This is a genomic window from Paraburkholderia terricola, assembly GCF_900142195.1.
GTDB classification, from domain to species: domain Bacteria; phylum Pseudomonadota; class Gammaproteobacteria; order Burkholderiales; family Burkholderiaceae; genus Paraburkholderia; species Paraburkholderia terricola.
This window is the reverse complement of the sequence record NZ_FRAB01000013.1, coordinates 1-20,469: the sequence shown is the minus strand read 5'-3', so window position 1 is coordinate 20,469 and position 20,469 is coordinate 1. Positions and strand designations below refer to the sequence as shown.

The following is a 20,469-nucleotide window of genomic DNA, read 5'->3' as shown; positions in this document are numbered from 1 at the left end:
AGGTGCCGGTTGTTCGTCTTTTACAGGGCTCGCTGAAGCACAGCGAGGGTTGTTCAGTCTGGTATGCAGTTCGGGGGAAAGGCATGACAAAGATACGTTCGCTTCGGATCGGTATCACGATCGGTTTGCGCGATGCGGCGGAAAGCATGTGGGTCAACGGTATCAAGCAGAACGCGCTGTACCTGGCCAAGCTTTTCCAGCACTCGCCGCATCGGCACGAGGTCGTGCTCGTCAATACGACGGCGGTTGAGATCACGCCGCGGTTGCCGTGGGATCTTCAGCGTTTTCCGGCGCGCAGCTTCGCGGATGCGAAGGACTCGCTCGACGTGCTGATCGAACTGGGCGGCCAGATCGATCGCGAACAGACCTCGTATCTCAGGTCGCGCGGCACGAAGATCGTCAGTTACTGCTGCGGGCCGGAATACGTGCAGATGATGGAGGCGATGATCTTTTCACGGCGCATGTGCGATTCCGTATTCATCAATCAGCAATATGACCAGGTCTGGGTCATTCCGCAGGTCATGGAGACGAGCGCGCATTTTTTCGGCGTGTTGCGCAGACAGCCGGTGCGGGAAGTGCCCTTCGTGTGGGACCCGATGTGTCTGGACATGAGAACCCGCGAATTGCCATTTTCGGGCGAGTACCGTCCGCGAAACACGCCGAAGCGCCTGTCGATCATGGAGGCGAACATCAACGTGCTGAAGTTCTGCCTGTATCCGCTGCTGATTGCGGAGAGCGCGTATCGCAAGGTGGGCGGAGGCATCAGTTTCGTCCACGTGACGAACGCGGAACACCTCGCACGCAACAGTCCCGAGTTCATTGGAATTGCGCAGCACCTGGATCTCGTGCGCGACGGCAAGGTCAGTTTCGTCGGCCGTCACGATACGCCGCAGTTCCTGTCGGAACACACCGATATCGTGGTCTCGCACCAGTGGGGGCTCGCGTTGAACTACTTCTATTTCGACGCCTGCTGGAACGGCTATGCGCTCGTGCACAACGCGCATTTATGCCGGGATGTCGGCTACTTCTACCCCGGCAACGATGTGGAGGAGGGCTCGAACCAGCTTGTCCGTGCAATCGAACATCACAACGATGACTGGCAGGCGTATCGCGCCCGGCAGAGAAAGGCCATCCGGCCGTTTCTGTCGACGCACGAACCGCTCATCGCCCGCTATGACGAATTGCTTTTTGCGCTGGTGGGCGATCCGGGCGCCGGGAGCTGACGTCCCGGCACATGCAGCCCTGGCGATGGATAAATCAACGGTAGCACCACGGAGATGAAATTGAAGAGCAAACACATGATGCTGGCTGGCGTGCGCCGGGTAGCGATGCTTTCGGGTATGGCGGCAATGATGATCGCCGGCCCTGTTGCGGTGGCGAAAACGCCGCCGCAACAGGGCGCGGACGCGGACGTGATCGCGACCGTCAACCGCATGCCGATTCAGCGGGCGCAGCTCGACGAAGCGGTGCGTTCGAGCGGCCAGCCGGACACGCCGGCCCAGCGTCAGACGCTGACCGAGGGACTGATTGCACGCGAACTGATTCGCCAGGCGGCCGAGAAGGAAAAGCTGGGCAACACGGAACAGGTCGCGCAGGCGGTGCGCAAGGCGCGCGTCGACACTGAAAACAGGCTGTACGTCGCGCAGCACATGCGTCCCGAGGCGATCAGCGAGGCGCAGGTACGCGCTCGTTATGACGCGATCGTGGCCGAGCTCGGTACAGAGGAATACAAGGCTCGCGTGATTACCGTGCGAGACGATCTCACGGCGAAAGCGGTGCTGGCGAAGCTCGACCGCGGTGTGCCGTTCGAGACGCTGGCGGCTGAGAACAGTGTTGCGCCCAGCCGCACCGACGGTGGCGCGCTGCCCTGGTTCAGCTTCAGGACGCCAGTGAGCGAAGGGCATACGCAGGGCCTGGCGCTGCCGCTTGCGCTGGCCGTTTCGATGCTCGATGTCGGACAGATAAGCCGCTCGCCAGTTGCCGTCGGCAATCAGCGCGTGATCGTGAAGCTCGACGCGAAACGGCCGGTGGTGACGCCATCGTATGAACAGGCGAGAGCGTCGCTGCGTCAAACGATGGAATCGCAGGCGAGTGAGCGGGCCTTCACGCAACTGGTCGGCACGCTTGCCGCAAAGGCGGTGATCGTGCCGCCACGCAACAGTCGCCAGGATTGAAAACAACCGGAACGGCGGAGCGGATATGAGTGTATCGAGCTATACGGATCGATTCATCCGGAATCTGATCGTGAGTGGGCTGGTTGCATGCTGGACGGTGCTGGCGGTCTTCTTCTTCGCACCGGATCTGCCGGCGCTAGACAATGCCGCGCCCGCGATCGTGGTCGCGGTGGCGGCCGGAGTGGCCGCATTCATATTGCTGTCCGGGCCCGTGCTGCTTGGCCAGGTGCCGGGCGCGCGCCGCAGCATTTTCCGCGATCCCGAAACCGATCAGGCCGCGTGGCGTGGTCGTCTGATCGGTTTCGTTCTGGGCTTGTTGCTCGGTGTCGCGGTGCAGGGAATTTGACGCGGGCGTGAATACATCAATGGGGAATGCAACGATGTCGAATCTGAAAAATGTCGAGGCGCTGATTGCGCGCGGGGATCTGATTGCGGCATCCCACCTCCTGGATGCGCGCGGAGCGACACAATCGGACAACCCGCGCGAGCTGGTGGTGGCAAGCCGTCTGTGGTGCCTGCGGGGGCGCTTTGCCGATGCGCGCGAGTTGCTGGACCGCGCGCTGCATGCGGATCCGACCAACGTGGAAGCGCTGATTGAACGAGCGCGTCTGGCGATCAGGCTCGGCGACGATGCGGGCGCCGACGCGTGGTTCGAATGCGCATGGGGCGAGGGCGCACCCGGCGACGACTGGATGGTCGACTGGATCGATGTATTGCTGCGTCTGGGCAAATTCGACGCGGCGCGCAATATCGCTACCGTGCGGTGCGAGCGCGCACCGGAGCAGGCCGGTACGTGGTTCAGGCTGGGACTCGCGCATCAGCAGGCACGTCATCAACTTCAGGCACTCGACGCTTACCGGCACGCCGCGCGGATCGACCCGGCCCTGCCGATGCTGCGCAATAACATGGGCGCGGCCCACCTCGAACTGAGCGAATACGACCGCGCCCAGCCGTTGTTCGAACAGACGTTGCGGGACGACCCTGACAACGCGCTTGCGTGGACCAATCTCGGCACCGTGCTACTCAAGCGCGGACAGATCGACGACAGTCTCGTCGCGGCGGAGCGCGCGTGCGCACTCGCGCCCAACTATGCGACCGCGTTGCAGACGTACTCTTACGTACTGCGCGAACATCGGCAGTGGGACGGGGCACTGGCTGTCGCACAGAGGGCGCTCGCACTCGAGCCCGCCAACCTGTCGCTCGTCTGGACGCTCGCCATGCTCCAACTGCTGCGCGGCGACTATGCGAACGGCTGGCGTAATCACGAGGCGCGCTGGAGCGGTTCGCCCGAACTGCGCGATGTATCGCCGAACGTTCCGGCGCCGCGCTGGAACGGCGAACCGCTCGAAGGCAAAACACTGTTCGTGTGGGGCGAGCAGGGACACGGCGATGTCATGCAGTTCGTGCGGTTCGTGCCGCTCATCGCCGAGCGGGTGAAGCGCGAAGGCGGAAAGCTGATCTACTGCTGCTTCGGCAATCTGCTGCCGCTTCTGAAGCGCAGCCTCGGCGGCGTGGCGGACACCATCATTGCCCATGATCATCGGCCGCTGCCGGTATTCGACTATCACCTGCCGCTGTGCAGTCTGCCGCTGACGCTCGGCGTCACGCTGCAGGACTTGCCGCTGCGCTCGGGGTATCTGAAAGCCGACCCCGACAAGGTTCGCGCGTGGCGCGAGCGTCTGCCCGACGACGGCAAGCTCAAGGTCGGCCTGGTGTGGAGCGGCAGCCGCACGCACCAGCGCAATTCGCGGCGCTCCGTTAAACCGGCCGAGATCGCTAAAGCCTTTGGCGGGATCAGGGGGGTGGAGTTTTTCAGCCTGCAAGTCGGCGCGGACGGCGAGGTGGAGCAGGCCGGGCAGGCAGGGCTGCGTCTGACCGATCACACAGAAGAGTTCGCCACCTACGACGACACCGCGGCGTTTATCGAGAACCTCGACCTGGTGATTACCGTCTGCACATCCGTCGCGCACCTGGCCGCGGGCCTGGGTGTGCCGACGTGGGTGCTGCTCGACGTCAATCCGCATTGGCTCTGGATGACGGAGCGCCGCGACAGTCCCTGGTATCCCACGGTCACGCTGTACCGGCAACCGGCGTTCGGACAGTGGCAACCCGTGCTCGACGAGGTTGCGGCGCAACTCGCCGCATTTGCCGGAGCGCCCGATCCAGGCGCCGCCTCTCGCGACGACGAATCTGCATCGATGGAGATGTCGGTGCATTAACGTGCGATATCCGCTCGCCGCGACAAGCGGCCGGGCGAAAAGATCTCATGGGCAGTTGGCGCGATGGCCTGCGCTCGTCGCCGCTCCGAGGGGATCGAACGCATGAACGAATGGCGCCGGGATTGGAAGAGCAGGCATGTTGAAGAGGTGGTCAGTCATGGAAACATATCGCCGTTACATCGAGAAGAAGCTCAGTCTGGAAGAGCAGATTGCAATTGAGCGACGCGCTGCCGCGCATGCGGTGCTGATCGAGGTGCGCGCCTGTGTCCAGGAGTTCGGATTCACGTCCGCGCAGATTTTTGCCTTCGACGCGAATAGCACCGTCCGCGGAAAACGCCCCGCGCGATATTTCGATCCGCAGACAGGCGCAACGTGGTCCGGCGTTGGCCGGGAGCCGCTATGGATTCGGGGCAAGGACCGTGAGCGGTTCAGGCTCGCGCCCGCCCATGCGCATGCGGGCAATACCGTTGACGACGATGAACTCGCGACGGACCAGCAGACTGCGTGACGAACCGGCGGTTCAGCAGCAAGCGCAATTCGTGGCGTTGCATTGATGACCGATATGGACCTCTCCAATGAGTTTCGCTTTCCGGTGCCGGCCTCATCCACGCCGCGCCGGGACGATTGGCCTTTCTATCTCGACCGCCGCAAGCGCGCGTGGCTGCGCTGCATGCGCGATGCCTGGGGAGAGGAAGCGGTCATCCAGATTTACGCGGGATGCGTGCGTATCCAGTCGGAAAACTGCGACTGGCGGTTTTCGAGCGAGGCGGAGCTGCGTGCGGCCACGCTGCAGCGAAGGTGCGAGCGGCCTCGCGGCAGACCACCCGTCAAAAACAAAATAACCTGGGAGTAGTCGTTGAAATCAATCAATCTCGCGCAGTCGATCAGCCTGGCCTTCACGGAAGCAGTGAGACAACAGCTCTCACGGCAGATCGGCCTTTCGCCCGAGCTCATCGAACGCGTGGTCGCGCATGCCGCGCCCGTGCTGATTGCCGCGTTGATGGCCGGGGCGACCACGCCCGAGGGCGCCGCGACGGAGTTCTCGACGCTCAGGTCGGCCGAATCGAACGCGCGCATCGCCGAGGAACTCGCGCACATCGTGACGACCGTGGCCGGCATCAAGGACCTGGAGGCGTCCGGGGACAGCCTGATCGCGCGGGCCACCGGCCGCCGCATCGCCGTTCTCAGCGACCAGATAGCCGGCCAGGCGGGCGTGCCGCCGCAAGCGTCGCACGTGCTTTCGGGCATGGTCGGCGCCGTGCTGTTCGGCATGCTCAAACATCACGTACTGATCGAACAGGGCGAGGTTGAGCAGCTTCCGGCGTTGCTCGACGCTCAGCTACCCGCCATCGCCGGATATGTCACCGATGGCGTGGCCCGCTCGCTTGGATTCGATCACGCGGCGAACTTCAACGATTCGATATCCGCTCGCCTCGATGCGCTGACAAGCCGTGCCGCGCCGCAAGCGCCGACGCTTACCAACGGTGCCGCCGTCGACGCGATGGTCGCCACGCCGCCGGCGGTAGCCGCTTCGACTCCGCGCAGGCAGTCGTCTCCGAAATGGGTGTGGCCGCTCTTTGCGACGCTCGCGCTGGTTCTGGCCGCGGTTTTTGCGTATGTCCAGCTTCACCCCACGCAGGCGGACGCGGCGGCGGCGGCCTCAAGCGAGCGTCCTGTTGCCGCGCGGACCCGCGCGGCATCCGGCGTTGCACCGGAACCTGCCGCCTCGCCATCTGCCGCTCTTTCGGCGGTAGCGGCGCCTGCGTTGCCTGTGTCGTCTGTGTCGTCTGTGTCAGCCGCTGCTGCTTCGGCTACGCCGGCCGCAGTTGTTTCATCCGATGCCGTTGCGGCCGCTTCGTCGCCAGTCGTTTCCGCTGCGACGACGAATTCACAGCTTGCTTTCCGCGTGGACCGGACGGGTGTCCCTCAATTGATGGCGGTGGTAGGCAGCGATGCGGAGAAACAACAACTCGTCGATGCCTTGACCCGCAAATTCGGCGCGGGACGTTTTACGAGCGACGTCACCGTCGAAGCTCGCACGGCGCCTGCGGAGTGGCTCGGGCACATGGACGACCTGCTGCTCCTGATGACGCTACCGCGAGCAGAGGCGAGGATCGACGGAAGACGCATGGAACTGGGTGGCGCGGCGACGAGCGAGGCCCTTGGCTGGCGTGAGCGCCTGCAGCGCGAATTCGGTTCGTCGTGGGACATTGCCGCGTTCAACGCCGATCGAACTGTCCTCGCCGCGACCGATGCCTTTCTGCGAGCGATGACTCGTCTTACCGACGCCGGCAGCCCGTGCACGGCAACCGAGGTGGCCAAGGTGCTGAATCTCCAGGTGGTGAATTTCGCGAAATCGAGCGGACACGTTCCTTCATCGGCGAGAGAGAACCTGAGCGTGACGGCGCAGTTAATGAAGGCTTGCGCGAACCGCGCTCAGCCAATGCGTTTCGACATCGCGGTGTTTTCCGACAACGTTGGCGAGCCGCGGGCCAATCTGCAACTTTCGCAAAAGCGGGCCGATGCCGTGCGCGCGTTTCTCGTAGACGCAGGGGCGCCGGCGAATCTGCTTGACGCAAAGGGTTATGGCGCGGCACGGCCGGTGACGACCAATCTGGTCGCCAGCGGCCGCTTCGCGAATCGGCGTGTCGAATTTGTTCCGGCGGCATCGTGAAGCGGGTTAGCGCGCAGGCGGCGGTGCAGCCGGCTCGATGCAGGCGCGGGGCCAATCGCATGATGAGGTTTATCTGTCCATGAGGACGACTCCAACAGAACGCGTAGGCTTGCGCGACATGAAGGCATGCAGCGTGGGCAATTCACGGCGAGAAGAAGCCGGTTTATTGCCCACGCGGTATGCGGGAGCGAAGATCGTCGCGGCAATCATGGCCGTTCCGTTGTCGCTCTTCTTTGCCTGGGCGTTGCTTCACACGCTTCTCGCGCTGATTTTTCCGTCCACGCTCGTTGCTCGCTAAGACATGGCGTTGCAATGCAGGGCTCGACGGTTTCGTTAGACGACGTTTTTCTAATCGTGAAGCGCAGTACTTATGGGATTTGTCTTGAGGAATCTATTGAACCGGCGAAGCTTGTCAACTTCAGCCGCTCCATCGCGGGTTGAGACGTCTGGAATCGAAAACGATGTGCCGCCGCTCGAACACGCAGCGATATCGCCCGACGATGCCGATGACGCCGCCGCGCAAGCCTCGGAGACGATCGCGTCGCTTCGGGCCGTGTCGATCGTCACGTCGCAGCCGGGCGTGCGCGCGCTTCAGATGGCCGACGTTGCGGAAGTCGAGCGGCTGGCGGAAAGCGGCGCGCTCACGCAATTGCGAGCATTCCACAGTTTCGATTATTCGGTCGTTCTGCACTTTCACGGCGAGGGTCTTTGCTATTACGTCGCGCTCTACCACGACGGTTCGCTGTGGCGGGTGCTGACGGCAATCGGGCTGGACGCAGCGGAGACCGCTTTTCGTCACCTTCAGGAGCAGGCGACACGGCTGTCCGAGGGCGAAACCCGGCGCGCCCAACTCCTCGCGCAAAACGACAACGTGGCCCGCATGATCCGCGAATCGGAAGCGCAGGCCGAACGGCTTCGCAACGATCTCGAGCGCGACGCGGTGGAGACGCAGCGCGTTACCAGAAAACAGCATCAGGTGCGCAAGGAACTCGCGCAGCTCGAAGCGCAGCGCGTGGCCGGGCAAGCACGATTGAACGTGAGCCTTCGGCAGGTTCAACACCTGAGCGCGACGAACAATGACGGCATCCGGCATGTTCAGAGCCGCCGGGACGAGAACATCAAGAAATGAACGGACACGCTTCATCAATAGCGGGCCCTCACCGGATTTTTTAACAATACGATGCAACCCATGAACCAGATATCGCATAACCGCGTGCTCGCGCTCGCAGCTTTTGTTCTCATTGGCATTTGCACCGGAGCCCATGCACAGTCGTTGTCGGGCGCGGCGTCGGCGCCGCCGAGCGCACCAGCAGAAGAAGGGTTCATCACCGAACAGACAGGCGTGCCGCCGGCGGGCGATATCGCGGAACTGCAACGACTCACGAATAGCAATGCACTCGACGTGCTGCGCGCGTCGCGCAACGGCAGCTATGGCGCTGATCTTCTATTCGACGGCAAGCTCGGCACGTACTACGTTGCACTCCTGCAGCAACGAGACTTCTGGCGCGTAGTGAAGACGCAGGACGAGCGGCGCGCACAGGCTGTCTACGCCACGTTCTCGCGGCAGGCCGAGCGCCTGGCGGAAGTCGAGATGCGTCGCATCAAGCTGGAAGCGCAGAAGGTGCAGACGGAACAGCGCCTGGCGATCACGCAGGCGAAGCAGAACCGTCTGCAGGCGGATATCGATATCGCCAGGGAACAACAGACGCTCGCAACGAGCCGTCAGGAGCAGGCACGCAGTGAACTGACGGGATTGCGCGCGCAGCAGGACGCGGCCCAGGCGCAGTTGCGCGAGACGCAAGGTCAACTCGGCAAGCTGCAACATCAGCTCGATGCGGGACTGCCTGCCGTTCGGAGGAAACGTGGGTCGAGGGGCTCGTGACGTTCAACGGGGTGGCGCTGGCGGCGCTGCTTGATTCATTCGCACGCTCGATGCGAGGGCGTCGCGCCTTCGTTGCGGGTGGACGACGCGCTGAAAGCAATCTGGACCTCGCCTTTTGCCGCAATCCCGCCCTCGTGTAATCACGTGTAATTGATCGCGCAAGGCCTCGGGACTAGTTTTAAGTTCTAGCGAGTGCTTTCCCGGATTGGCCGGCCTCCAATCATGACCGGGATACCCGTCGGCGAAACCCGCGCCGACAGTATCGACGGTTAAATGCCGGCAATCTCTCGCTACCGCTCGCAGGAAAACCCGCATTGACCACTCCGTCCAGTAACTCGAATTGGAGGAGATTCAAAAAATGGAAGCAGTCGTTATTGCACAACCCGAATTTATTGCGTCGGCAAATACAACGAATATAAGAAATTGGTCAATCGAGGCAATTCATATCGGCGCATTTAACCCGGAGCGCTTTGCAAGCCGTCATACTCCGGGGCAAAAGAATGCAGCGGGCTCATAGTCCGCCGTGCTGCTCGCGGCAAGCAACCGTGCCGGGACAAACGAGCAAAACCACTCGCGTCGACATAGCGTTGTTCGACGGCTTTGCGCTGCCGGAGGTCGCAGCGATCATCGAGATCTTCGAAAAGGCGAACGCGCTCGCCGTATCCCAGCGATCGGGTTCCGCACGCTATCGCGTCTCGCTGCTTTCGGCTGCGGGCGGCCGCATCGCGAGTTCATCGTCCATTTTCGTCTGGACCCAGGACGTCGCGTCGCATCGCGGTACGAACGACACGCACCTGCTGTTCATCGCGGGCGGGGCCGGCGCGCAGCAGGCGTGCCGCGACGAACGCCTTGGCAACTGGCTGCGCCGCAGGCATCCGTTCAGCGAGATGGTTCATCCGATCTCGGAAGGAAAACAGCTTCTGGAAGCGGCCGGGCTTCCCAGTCGATCCATTCCGGTTCTTCACCGCCGCAATGAAGCGGGCGGCCTTTATCCGGTGCTGCTGAGCGAAGTACCCGATGCCGTGCCCACGGCACTGCGCATTGTCGAAGCGGATCTCGGCTTTGAACTGGCGCGGCGGGTTGCCCAATCGGTCGAGCCGCGGCACGAGACACCCTTCGACTCATCCGTTACGCGCAGCGCGGCGCATCGGGTCAGCGAGAAGATCCTCGCGTCGGCGCGCTGGCTGGACGCAAACGTCGACCGGCCTATCTCGATCGACGACGCCGCGCAAGTCGCCGCAATGAGCGAGCGCAATTTTCTGCGGCGTTTCAAGCGCGAAATCGGCATGACGCCCTCCGAGTATCTGCTTCGCGCGCGTCTGAACATGAGCTGCCGGATGCTCGTTGAATCGCGTTTGCCGGTCGATAAAATCGCGCGGCGTTGCGGGATCGGCAGCGGCGGTCAGTTGGCCAAGCTGTTCAGAAAGTATCTGGACACGACACCCACCGACTATCGGCTACGCGAAGAAGCGTCTTCAGGCAATTTGTCCTGAGCGCGGATTCCGCCTCTGCGCGCGGGCAGGTAGTAGCGGAGGCGCGGGGCGCGGTCCAAAACATCTTCAGCCGAGCCGAGCAGCGTTTTTTCAACCCGGTTTTAACGATTCATTCGATGCCGCGAATCGTTTATGCGGAATAGATTTATTTAAAATTTTCGCTTAGTAAAGTTTGACAATTCTCCTCCTGGCAATTTGCTAACATGAAAACTCAGTGCTAAAGGTTATTTAGAAAAATGCATGGCGACTAAACGGTGATTTACAAAGCAACTTGCGGAAATCGTTAGGAACGTTGTTCAAAACCGATTTAAGCCACTATGTTCAGTACTGGCGTCAGCGGCATTTCGGCATGAAGTCCGCCGGCCCGGCCGCTTCGATTTGCCAGTCGAACACCGGGCGAACCTATCGCGGGGCGGCGCATGGCAACACTCAAGAACCAGGCTTCCGGAGAAGCGTGCCTGCTGCACGCGTACCACGTGTTCGGTCGCGACGCCGCACGCTGCGACACGGTCGTTCGCGATCCGTCGGTCTCCCGCGTCCACGCCCATATCTGTTGGAACGGTGGGCAATGGGAACTCTACGATCACAGCAGCAACGGCACGTCGATATCGGGCGCATTGCTGCGCAATGGCGAACACGCGGTCCTGAAACAGGGCGACGTGATTCGATTCGGAAAGCTGGGCGTCGCCCCCTGGCGTATCGACTCGCTCGACGACCCCGCCGATACCCTCTGGCCCATAGGCGGCGCGGTGCAGCCGATCGTGCTCGAAGCGAGCCATCTGCTGCTCGCGAACGTCACCCCGTCGATTGCGATTTTCAAATCACCCGAAGGCGAATGGTTCTGCGACGACACGTCGCCGCCGCGTCTCTTGCGTCACGGCGACGAAGTGTCCGTGGGAGACGCCGCCTGGCGTCTCGCGCTGGCGCGTAGCGGCTCGACGTCGGTGCTGACATTGCCCGGCGTTTTTGGGGGCGCGACGCAACGGCTCGACTTCCTGGTTAGCCAGAACGAAGAGCACGTGCGCGCGCTGCTGCATATTCGCGGTGGCACGGTCGATCTCGGCGAGCGCGTCCATCACTACAGCCTCGTCATGCTCGCGCGAGCCCGCTCGGCCGACATGCATGCGGGCCATGAAGCCGCCTCGCAAGGCTGGATCGAACTCGACGAACTGGCGCGCATGCTCGGCCTCGACCCGTCCCATGTCAACGTGCAGATTCACCGCGCGCGGACGCAATTCGCCGCTGTCCCCGGACTCGATGCGAGCCAGCTCGTCGAACGTCGGCGCGGCAGCGTTCGCATGGGCGACTTCCCGTTTCGCGTCTTTCGCGGCGAGCAGCTCGAATGCGAATCGGTGTCGAGCGCGCGGCAGCGCATCAACCTCCACGGCCTAACGGCAGACCCGGTCTTACAACCCGCATGAACGCCAGGGAAGCGCCAGTGTCGCCACCGTACAGCATGCCGCAGACGCTGGAGCCGCAACACGCCGGTTCGCCGGCCAGCCACGCCGCGCCGTTCACCGAGCTTGCCGGCACGTGGCGTTACCACGTCGGCCCGATGCTGGGCGAAGGCGGAAACGGCGTGGTCTACCGTGCGACCCGTAGCGATACCGGCCAGGACGTCGCCATCAAGCTCATTCGGGAAGACGTCACGAAGACCTCGACCGGGCGCGCGCGCCAGCGTGCGCGCTTTCGACGCGAGACGCATCTGTGCGAAGGGCTGCATCACCCCCACGTGGTGGCGTTGCTCGACAAGGGCGAGGCGCCTGACGGGCGCCTCTTTGCCGTCTTCGAGTTCGTGCCCGGCCGAACCCTGGGTGACTGGCTGGCTTCCGAGGGCGCGCTGTCGGCCGTCGATACGGGGCGGCTGATGACCGAGGTGCTCGACGCGCTCGCGGTCGTGCATCGGCACGGCGTCGTTCATCGGGACCTGAACCCGCGCAACATCCTGATCACGACGGCGGACGACGGTCCGCACGCGAAGATTCTCGATTTCGGCATTGGCGCCGCGTTGCCTGGCGCGGAGCGCATCGAGGGCCAGGCCTCGACGCAGGCGACCGAAGTGCTGGGTACGCCGCAGTATTGCTCGCCCGAGCAATTGCGCAACGAAGCGCCGACGCTCAAAAGCGATCTGTATGCGTGGGGACTGCTGGTGATCGAATGCCTGACGGGTCGCGCGGTCATGCAAGGCGCAAGCGTGGCCGAGATTCTTTATCAGCAGCTCAGCCCGGTCGACATCGCGTTGCCCCCGTCGATCGCCTTGCATCCGCTTGGCTCGGTACTGCGCCGGGCGCTGAACAAGAACCCGGAGCAGCGTGCCGCTTCGGCGGACGAACTCGCGGCGCAATTCCGCACGCTCAATTTCGCGGCGCTCGTCGGCGAATTCGACTCCCGCCAGGCGAGCGGCCGGATTCGCACGGGCACGCTCGCGCCGCATGCCGGGACCACCGGCACGATGGGCGTATCCCGGCAGATCACCACGCTGTGCTGCAGCGTCACGATCGCCGGAGAAGGCCCGCAGCGGCATGCGAACGCCGACTACCGCGATACGCTCGACGGCTACGAGGAGCGCTGGTTGACCAGGTGCACCGATATCGCCGTGGGCTACGGCGCCCAGGTGGGCGGCCGGCTCGGCGACACACTGCTGCTCTATTTCGGATTGCAGGGCGATATCGACCGGCCCGCGCGCCGCGCGGCGCGAGCGGCGCTCGAGATGGTGAGGGAAGCCGCGCGCGCCCGGCTGACGGAGCCGCGGGCCGCAAGTGCGCGGCCCAGCGAAGGCTGGCGCGTCGAGGTCGCGGCGGCTATTCACGTCGGCCAGGTGCATGCCCGCGCGTCGCTGATGTCGGGCGTCTCGACGCCCGCCGCGACGTCCAGACTGCTGCGCCTCGCGACGCCGGGCCAGATCCTGATGAGCGACGATGCGCGCCTGGCGCTCGAGCGCCACGTCGATTATCGGCCGACCCCGCTGCACCTGCCTCGGGCGGGCATGATGCCGCAGCGCGTGCATGAACTGCTCGGCGAACGCCGCAGCACCATCCCATTCGACTGGCTGGACGACGGCGCGAGCGCGCCGATGCTCGGTCGCGACCGCGAACTCGATGTATTGCTGCGCGCCTGGCACGCGACGCGCGCACGGAATCTTCGGGAAAGGGCGGGCGAGGGCGCTTCGCACGACCCTTCGACGCTGGTGGTCGGCGAGGCGGGAATCGGCAAGTCGCGGCTCGTCCATGAGCTATGCGAGGCGGTGCAAACGCAAGGTCATGCGTTCGCGTATTGCGCCTGCTTGCCGGAACGGGCGAATCATGCGCTGTTCCCCATACTGCGCTTTATCAGCGCCCATTGGCGCATCGAGGCGGACGGTCCCGTCGATCTCGCCCTCGCGGCGATCGACACAATGATCGCACCGCTCGCGTGCGACCACGTGGCGGCACGCGCGGCGCTTGCCGCATGGCTAGGGCTGCCGTGCAATGCCCGCGGCTTTCTATGGTCGAGCGTGCGCGAACAGCAGGCGCTGTTCGACGTGCTGGAACAACTGATCGTCTCGCTTGGCGACGGCGCTGAGATCCTGCTCGTCGTCGAGGACGTTCAGTGGATCGACCGCTCGACCCAGGATTTTCTGGAGTCGCTGCGCCGCTCGCCGCGGGCCCGGACCGTTTGCATCGTGCTGACGTCGCGGCCCGGCAACCTCGAGCGCTGGCGTGCCGGCACGGAACACCTGGTGTTGCGCCGCCTGTCGCGCAACGACGCGCAGCGCCTGGTCTCGGCACTGTTCGAGCAGAAGTCGCTGGATGCGGCTTCGCTCGGCCTGCTCGCCGAGCGCACGGCGGGCATCCCGCTCTTCATCGAGGAAATCGTCCGCGAGCTCATGACGAGCGGCGCGACCACCGAGCCGGACGGCTTGCTGTCCGGACTGCGGGCAACGGACCCGCATCCGCTTCCGGTCAGTCTCGGCAGTCTGCTCGGCCTCATGTTCGACCGGATCGACGAAGCGCGCGACACCGCGCAGCTCGCCGCGACCATCGGGCTCGAAGTGGATGCGCAACTGCTCACCGACGCGTCGCCGCACGAGCCCCGCACACTCGACGCCCATCTACGGCTTCTGATCGAAGCGCGGATTGTCTACGCGCGGCATCGGCTCGACCGCGTGTTCTACACGTTCCGCCACGCATTGATTCGCGACGCGGCCTATGAATCGATGCCGCCCACCCTGCGACGCAGCAACCACACGCGGGTAGCCCGCGCATTAGCCATGAAAACCGATCGTGGTACTGGGGCGCAACCTTTCCGCGTCGCTCAGCACTTCGCGCATGCGGGCGTCTTCGCCGAGGCCATCGGCCATGGCATCGAGGCCGCGCGGCGCGCGCTCGACCGCTCCCTCTACGACGACTCGATCCGCTACGCGCAGTCCGCCTGCGACTGGCTGGATAAGGCCGACTATGCGGAGCGCGAACACGACAGCGCCCACCTTCACTCGACGTTGACGCACGCGACGATGGCGCGCTTCGGCTGGGCCGATCCGCGGGTGCGTGAGCACGCGGAGCGGCTCTTGCGGCTGGTGCTGACGCTCGGCGATCAGAAGCTCGCCATCGGCGCGTTGTGGACGCTGTCGACCTATTACCACGTCGCCGGCGACCGCGGCACCGTACAGCGCATCAGCATGCGGCTCGACGAGCTGGCGGCCGATTGCGGGGATCCCGGCGTGCGGGTCGCAGCCGATGCGATGCGCGGCATGAGCCTGTGGATCGACGGCAACTATGCGCGTGCGCGGGACGCGTTCGAGGCGACGCTCGCCGGCTACGACGTGCGGCGCGACGCGGACCATCGGCGCATCCTGGGACTCGATACGCGCGCCTGGACTATGGCGTCGCTCGCGAGCGTGCTCTGGTGCGTCGACGACGCGCCGCAGGCTGCGCTCGCGATGGGACGCGAGGCCGTGTACCGCGCGACGTGCCTCGACCATTTGCCGACCCTCGGCGTCACGCTTCTGTACCTAGCGCGCACCCAGCAGTGGGCCGGCGATCGCGATGCCGCGCGTGCCACATCGGAGGCAACGTTGCGCCTCTCGCAGGTTCATCAACTGCATGCGGTCAGGCACTACGCCGCGATCATTCACGCATGGACCGAAGGGGATCGCGCAGGCGCCGTCGCGCATGTCGGCGCGCTGCGGCAATCGGGCGGGATGCTCGGCCTGACCTACTACGCGTCGCTGATCGCCGAGATCGATGCCGAGCGCGGCGACTACGAGGCCGCGCTAGGGCAGGTCGAACGATGTCTCGCGCTGTGCGATTCGATCGGAGAGCGGTATTACGAAGCGCAACTGCTGCTGAAAAAGTGCGAGTACCTGCGCCGGATCGATCCGCGCGGCAATGGCGCCGCCGCCATGCATGCGTGCCGGCGCGCATTCGAAATTGCAACGAAGGCGGGCATGTCCCGCATCGTCAAGAGCGCTGAAGAGACGTTGAATTCATTGCCGTAAGTGGTCCCATTCCTTCTTTCAGGAGAGAAAACCGATGACTCAGAATCTTCGCTCGCCGACCTACGAGCAGTTTATCGAATACCGAGCCGTGATCATCAAGGCAATTGCCACGGCATGGCACGATCAGGCGTTCTTCCAGGAGTTGACGAAGCATCCTGTCGAGACGTTGAAGAACCGTTTCGGATACGAGTATCCGTTCAAGATCGACTTGAAGGTGCACCCGGAGTCGGCGACATGGACGCCCGCCATCAACGGCGGCTGGACCACCCAGCAGACGAACAGGTTCACGCTGGTCCTGCCGCCGGCACCGGCGAACCAGGAGCAGCACGCGCTCGCGCTCGCCTTTTACAACGCGAAACACCTCTACATCATGGATCACCACATCCAACCGGGAGTTTGAGATGGCAATGGACAACGCGACCCCAACGCTCGAATCGATGCTGGAGTTCCAGCAGGTCTATCTGCGCGCAATCGCGCTTTCGTGGGAAGACAAGAGCTTCCGAAACGAATTGCTGAAGAATCCCGCCGATGCGCTTGCCCGGTACCTGGACTACCGATGCCCGTGGCTGATCGATCTGGAAGTTGTCGATCCGGGCGGCGAGTACGGATGGGATGAACACAACCAACGCTGGAACCTGCCGCCCAATACCATGACCGTCGGCATACCGGCACGGCCGGAGCTTCCGGGCGAGGAAGCCGTCGCGCTCGCGGCCTATAGCGACGCCGGGCCGAACTACGTCTTCACCTGCTGCTGACGCAGCCGGTCCGAGCCCGCACGGCGATGCGGTCCGCGCCTGGCGGGCGGGCCGGCATCGGCGGCGCGGGCACGCTTTCTTTCGCCGTCTCCTTGCACGGAACCCCACACGATGCTCGACGATTTTTCGCGCGTGCTGCGCTTCAAGCCGCATTTGCTCGTGCTCGACGCGGGCGCCGAGAGGCTGTTCGTCGTCGACGAATTCAAGCGCACGATGCTGTCCGGCGCCGTCTTCGTGCAAATCGCCGCCTGCTTGCGCGCGCGCATGACGATCGGCGAGATCATCGCAGCGCTCGCCGTGACGTTTGGAGAGTGGCAGGTGCTCGCGGCACTCGATCATTTGGTGCGCCGAGCCTACGTGCGCGCCGACTCGCCTGGCGAACACGATGCGGCGCGCGGCTTCTTCGAGCGCATCGGCCTGGATGGCGACGCCGCTTGCGAGCGCCTTGCCCGCAAGCGCGTGACTGTCGAAACGTTCGGTGTCGACGACGCGCCGCTTAAACACGCACTGGCGACAGCAGGCATCGACATCGAACCGGATGCCGCGTTGACAGTCGCCCTGGCCGATTCCCATGACCGCGACGATCTCGCCGAATTGGCCGCACGCGTCTCGCTGCGCGGCGGCGCGCTGCTCATCGTGGTCGCCCATGGTGTGCAGCCGCTAATCGGCCCGCTGCTGGTTGCCGATACCGTGTGTGACAGCGCGCCTTGCGTCGAATGCGTCCGCTATTGGACCCGTCTCAACCGGCCCGTCGAGGCGCTGCTCGCGCGCCATCACGGGCGCGCCGCGGCGCGCCTTCCGGCGGCCGTCTCGCGCGCGGGCGCGGCGGCTACGGCAGCGCTGGTCGCGGCAACGATCGAGCAGATAGCGGTCGACCCCGCTGCATCGGAGCGCGCGCGAACGCACATCGTCTCGTTGCGCCTCGACACGCTGGCCACCGCGCGGCATCGCGTGAGCAGGCGGCCTCAATGCCCGCGCTGCGGCAATCCCGCATGGATGCGCGAGCAGGCGGCGCGCGCGCCACAGCTTGCGGATGACACGGCGCTCAAGCGCGACGGCGGCGGCTACCGCAATGCCGATGCGCAAGATGTGTTCGAGCGTTACGCGCATCTGGTGTCGCCGGTCAGCGGGCCGGTCGCCTATCTCCATCCCATGCCGAAGCGACACGCCGGGCTGCGCAAGGTCTATGCGGCCGGTTTTCTCGTGTGTCCCGCGGGCGTGCCGCGCGACAATCGCTTCGACAGGGTCTGCTCCGGCAAGGGCGCCACCGACACGCAAGCGCGCGTGAGCGCATTGTGCGAGGCGCTCGAGCGTTTCAGCAGCGTCTATCAGGGTGACGAGATGAGGGTGACCGCATGCATGGAAGACCTTCTCGACGATCCGCCTATCCACGTCAACGATCTTCAGCAATTCAGCGCACGCCAGTTCGACGAGCGCGATGCCATCAATGCGTTGACCGACGATGTTCGAAAACAGGTGCCGCGGCCTTTCTCGCCACGTGACGTCATCGATTGGACTCTCGCGTGGTCGCTCGTCACGGGCGGGCGCCGGCTCGTGCCGTTGAGCTACTGCTATGCGGAAACGCCCGAGAGCGCGCAGCCCAACGTGCCGTGCGTGCACAACCCGAATGGCTGTGCAGCCGGATCGTGCCTCGAAGAGGCGATTTTGCAAGGCTTGCTCGAGTTGATCGAACGCGATGCCGTCGCGATCTGGTGGTACAACCAGGTACCCCGTCCCGGAATCGATCTGGCGAGTTTCGCGGACCCGTATTTCGATGCGCTCGTGCGTGAATACGAAGCGCTCGGTTGGCGTCTCTGGGCGCTCGACATCAGCCATGACCTGGCTGTGCCGACGGTCGTCGCGCTCGCGGAAAATACGTCCAACGGACGGTTCTCGATCGGCTTCGGTTGCCATCTGGACGCGCGTATCGCCACGCAGCGAGCGCTGACCGAAGTCAACCAGTTGCTCGATCTCGCAGCCGACGGCCCGCCGCCCTGGGATCACGCGAAGCTATCGCGCACCGAGTTTCTGTATCCGGCAAATGACGTGCTCCGCACGACGAGTTCGACATGGCAGCCAGTCGATGCGGGTACGTTGAAGGCGGCGGTCGAATACTGCGTCGCGCGAATCGCCTCGGCTGGAATGGACGTGCTGGTTGTCGATAAGACGCGGCCCGATATCGGCTTGCCCGTGGTGCAAGTCATCGTGCCGGGTCTTTGCCATTTCTGGCCGCGCTTTGGCGCGCGGCGTCTTTATTCGGTTCCCGTGCGCATGGGATGGCGCGAGGCGCCGCGCCGCGAATCGGAGTTGAATGGGGCGTTGTTGTTTCTTTGAGGTGTTTGTCGTTTTGCAGTGGCTGTTGTGGTTGTGTTCGTTCGACTAACAGGCGGCCCTGTGTTCATGTTCGCTGAACATGGACACGTGGCCTCTGTGAATCAAAGTCACGGCGGAAGGGTGTCGATAAACGACCCTTCGCCTGCGCTTTGCCGGTAGTAACCGTGGCCCTTCGCGACAGCGAGGAAGTCGAGGCTTATGCCTTTTACGAGTAAAAATTATGAAAACAAGCGACTCGCATATCAGCGTAATAATTATTTCTTAATTGCGGTATATGAGGCGGCCTATAAGGCGGCCATGTCCGATAAAGACAATGCTAGCCTATAAACGCCATATTCAGATATGAATCATCGCGGCTCGAAGGCCCATTGTTGGACCTGCCAACGTCACACGCCGGCATGCCACGATGCCGCCAGAACCCACGCCCATCAAGGCGCACCAGGTCGCCGCATTCAACAGGGAAGACGCCCCCGCACCGCCATTCATATGCAGAATAAATAACCAGACGAATTAAAAAAGTATGGACCATATTGCAATTGAAAATTTAGCGGTTATGATGACGTCTCCGTAAGGATTTCCCGAACGTTTGCTTCGCAAATGAGAGGGGAAATATTTCCCGTCATTTGCCGCCGGAACGGTAATTAATGCTTCCGGACCGACAGATTAAATCGAGGAGACACAATGCTAAGTCCCCATGAATTCGCCACCCTGATGCTCCTCAAGGACGCGCCCGATCAGATCGACCTCGAGCGCGTCGAACTCGACACGCTGCTGGAACGTCAACTCATATCGCTCGAGCGTCTCGCGTCGGGCCATCCCCGTGCTCATGTCACGAGCGAAGGCGCGTCCATTCTCAAGGCGGTCGCGCGTAGGCGTTATTGAATTGCGGCGTGTGCCGCCGCGCCACGCGGCGAGCGCGCTGAAGAAAGTAAGCGAAGTGGCTTTAGTTGGACTTTAATGTGTAAGTGCCCCTGGTTTTAACGACCCTCCGAAGTATTCGCGACGCATGCTGCCTGGCAGGCGTCCTTGCGCTTCGGTTCATCCATCATCGCCATTCGTCGTGCGGCATCCGGTCACATCCGAATCGATCGGGCTTTGTGCGGCGAATTGAATCCTGAGGAATTTCAATAATGGCTCTATCGAGTCCCGAGCAAATCGCCGCATCGCAGAAAGCTGGCCTCGACGCATTCTTCGGATTGACCGGGAAGGTCTTTGAAGGCGTCGAAAAACTGGTTGCGTTGAACCTGCAGGTCGTCAAGTCCACGCTGGCGGAATCGCGGGAAAGCCTGACGAAGGCGCCCGGCACAGCGGAGCCGCAGCAGTGGTTCACGCTGCAAGCCGGTTTCACCGCGCCGCTCGCGGAGAAATCACTGGCATACACGCGTCAACTGTTCGACATCGCGTCGACCACGCAGGCGGAGGTCGCGCAACTCGCGCAGACGCACTGCGAACGGTACAACGC

At 63.5% G+C, this 20,469-nt stretch carries 18 protein-coding genes; all 18 read left to right on the top strand.

The features are described from left to right. Positions 1-83: 83 nt before the first annotated feature. On the top strand, positions 84-1,223 hold the full coding sequence (locus tag BUE39_RS13475; protein WP_073429171.1) for a DUF2827 domain-containing protein: 1,140 nt from the start codon (positions 84-86) through the stop codon (positions 1,221-1,223). 60 nt (positions 1,224-1,283) lie between these two features. After that, on the top strand, positions 1,284-2,174 hold the full coding sequence (locus BUE39_RS13470) for a peptidylprolyl isomerase (RefSeq protein ID WP_159442566.1): 891 nt from the start codon (positions 1,284-1,286) through the stop codon (positions 2,172-2,174). A gap of 25 nt (positions 2,175-2,199) precedes the next feature. Continuing rightward, positions 2,200-2,520 carry a hypothetical protein gene (locus BUE39_RS13465; protein WP_073429170.1) on the top strand — a complete coding sequence of 107 codons (321 nt, stop codon included), beginning with the start codon at positions 2,200-2,202 and terminating at the stop codon, positions 2,518-2,520. Positions 2,521-2,554: 34 nt separating this feature from the next. Continuing rightward, positions 2,555-4,393, top strand: coding sequence for a tetratricopeptide repeat protein (locus tag BUE39_RS13460; RefSeq protein ID WP_073429169.1), 1,839 nt, complete (start codon positions 2,555-2,557; stop codon positions 4,391-4,393). A gap of 157 nt (positions 4,394-4,550) precedes the next feature. Further along, the gene (locus tag BUE39_RS13455; protein ID WP_073429168.1) at positions 4,551-4,901 is read left to right on the top strand and encodes an H-NS histone family protein; all 351 of its coding nucleotides are present in this window, start codon (positions 4,551-4,553) and stop codon (positions 4,899-4,901) included. A 45-nt stretch (positions 4,902-4,946) separates the two neighbouring features. Beyond that, positions 4,947-5,246, top strand: coding sequence for a hypothetical protein (locus BUE39_RS13450; RefSeq protein WP_090518876.1), 300 nt, complete (start codon positions 4,947-4,949; stop codon positions 5,244-5,246). Positions 5,247-5,249: 3 nt separating this feature from the next. Beyond that, a complete protein-coding gene (locus BUE39_RS13445) occupies positions 5,250-7,067 on the top strand; it encodes an OmpA family protein (protein ID WP_073429166.1) in 1,818 nt (605 codons plus the stop codon). Between the two features lie 463 nt (positions 7,068-7,530). Next, a complete protein-coding gene (locus tag BUE39_RS13435; RefSeq protein WP_159442565.1) occupies positions 7,531-8,196 on the top strand; it encodes a DUF2968 domain-containing protein in 666 nt (221 codons plus the stop codon). A gap of 60 nt (positions 8,197-8,256) precedes the next feature. Then, positions 8,257-8,949 carry a DUF2968 domain-containing protein gene (locus tag BUE39_RS13430; protein ID WP_073429164.1) on the top strand — a complete coding sequence of 231 codons (693 nt, stop codon included), beginning with the start codon at positions 8,257-8,259 and terminating at the stop codon, positions 8,947-8,949. Between the two features lie 358 nt (positions 8,950-9,307). Continuing rightward, positions 9,308-9,466 (top strand): hypothetical protein, encoded by a 159-nt coding sequence (locus tag BUE39_RS34835; RefSeq protein WP_159442564.1) that lies wholly within the window; start codon positions 9,308-9,310, stop codon positions 9,464-9,466. After that, on the top strand, positions 9,450-10,442 hold the full coding sequence (locus BUE39_RS13425; RefSeq protein WP_073429163.1) for a GlxA family transcriptional regulator: 993 nt from the start codon (positions 9,450-9,452) through the stop codon (positions 10,440-10,442). Before BUE39_RS34835 ends, BUE39_RS13425 begins: the two co-directional genes overlap by 17 nt. 419 nt (positions 10,443-10,861) lie before the next feature. Continuing rightward, the gene (locus tag BUE39_RS13420; protein ID WP_073429162.1) at positions 10,862-11,863 is read left to right on the top strand and encodes an FHA domain-containing protein; all 1,002 of its coding nucleotides are present in this window, start codon (positions 10,862-10,864) and stop codon (positions 11,861-11,863) included. Beyond that, positions 11,860-15,918, top strand: a complete 4,059-nt coding sequence (locus tag BUE39_RS13415) for a TOMM system kinase/cyclase fusion protein (RefSeq protein WP_073429161.1) — start codon at positions 11,860-11,862, stop codon at positions 15,916-15,918. The genes BUE39_RS13420 and BUE39_RS13415 overlap by 4 nt, the downstream gene beginning before the upstream one ends. A 34-nt stretch (positions 15,919-15,952) precedes the next feature. After that, positions 15,953-16,318: a BMA_0021/BMA_0022 family TOMM bacteriocin gene (locus BUE39_RS13410; RefSeq protein ID WP_073429160.1), complete on the top strand. Its 366-nt coding sequence runs from the start codon at positions 15,953-15,955 to the stop codon at positions 16,316-16,318. A gap of 1 nt (position 16,319) precedes the next feature. Beyond that, complete coding sequence (locus BUE39_RS13405; protein ID WP_073429159.1) at positions 16,320-16,673, top strand: BMA_0021/BMA_0022 family TOMM bacteriocin; 354 nt, start codon at positions 16,320-16,322, stop codon at positions 16,671-16,673. Between the two features lie 111 nt (positions 16,674-16,784). Then, positions 16,785-19,007: a TOMM precursor leader peptide-binding protein gene (locus BUE39_RS13400; RefSeq protein ID WP_073429158.1), complete on the top strand. Its 2,223-nt coding sequence runs from the start codon at positions 16,785-16,787 to the stop codon at positions 19,005-19,007. A 681-nt stretch (positions 19,008-19,688) separates the two neighbouring features. Further along, entirely contained in the window at positions 19,689-19,889 is a 201-nt protein-coding gene (locus BUE39_RS13395; protein WP_073429157.1) for a hypothetical protein, read from the top strand. A gap of 248 nt (positions 19,890-20,137) precedes the next feature. Further along, positions 20,138-20,469 (top strand): phasin family protein (locus tag BUE39_RS13390; RefSeq protein WP_143169503.1); only part of this gene is annotated, 332 nt, incomplete at its 3' end.

Bases quoted from the DNA above. Each gene is read 5' to 3' on its own strand.
- BUE39_RS13425 (WP_073429163.1), top strand. From the start codon at position 9,450: ATGCAGCGGGCTCATAGTCCGCCGTGCTGCTCGCGGCAAGCAACCGTG.
- BUE39_RS13460 (WP_073429169.1), top strand. From the start codon at position 2,555: ATGTCGAATCTGAAAAATGTCGAGGCGCTGATTGCGCGCGGGGATCTG.
- BUE39_RS13400 (WP_073429158.1), top strand. From the start codon at position 16,785: ATGCTCGACGATTTTTCGCGCGTGCTGCGCTTCAAGCCGCATTTGCTC.
- BUE39_RS13455 (WP_073429168.1), top strand. From the start codon at position 4,551: ATGGAAACATATCGCCGTTACATCGAGAAGAAGCTCAGTCTGGAAGAG.
- BUE39_RS13450 (WP_090518876.1), top strand. From the start codon at position 4,947: ATGACCGATATGGACCTCTCCAATGAGTTTCGCTTTCCGGTGCCGGCC.
- BUE39_RS34835 (WP_159442564.1), top strand. From the start codon at position 9,308: ATGGAAGCAGTCGTTATTGCACAACCCGAATTTATTGCGTCGGCAAAT.
- BUE39_RS13395 (WP_073429157.1), top strand. From the start codon at position 19,689: ATGCTAAGTCCCCATGAATTCGCCACCCTGATGCTCCTCAAGGACGCG.
- BUE39_RS13430 (WP_073429164.1), top strand. From the start codon at position 8,257: ATGAACCAGATATCGCATAACCGCGTGCTCGCGCTCGCAGCTTTTGTT.
- BUE39_RS13415 (WP_073429161.1), top strand. From the start codon at position 11,860: ATGAACGCCAGGGAAGCGCCAGTGTCGCCACCGTACAGCATGCCGCAG.
- BUE39_RS13465 (WP_073429170.1), top strand. From the start codon at position 2,200: ATGAGTGTATCGAGCTATACGGATCGATTCATCCGGAATCTGATCGTG.
- BUE39_RS13405 (WP_073429159.1), top strand. From the start codon at position 16,320: ATGGCAATGGACAACGCGACCCCAACGCTCGAATCGATGCTGGAGTTC.
- BUE39_RS13410 (WP_073429160.1), top strand. From the start codon at position 15,953: ATGACTCAGAATCTTCGCTCGCCGACCTACGAGCAGTTTATCGAATAC.
- BUE39_RS13475 (WP_073429171.1), top strand. From the start codon at position 84: ATGACAAAGATACGTTCGCTTCGGATCGGTATCACGATCGGTTTGCGC.
- BUE39_RS13420 (WP_073429162.1), top strand. From the start codon at position 10,862: ATGGCAACACTCAAGAACCAGGCTTCCGGAGAAGCGTGCCTGCTGCAC.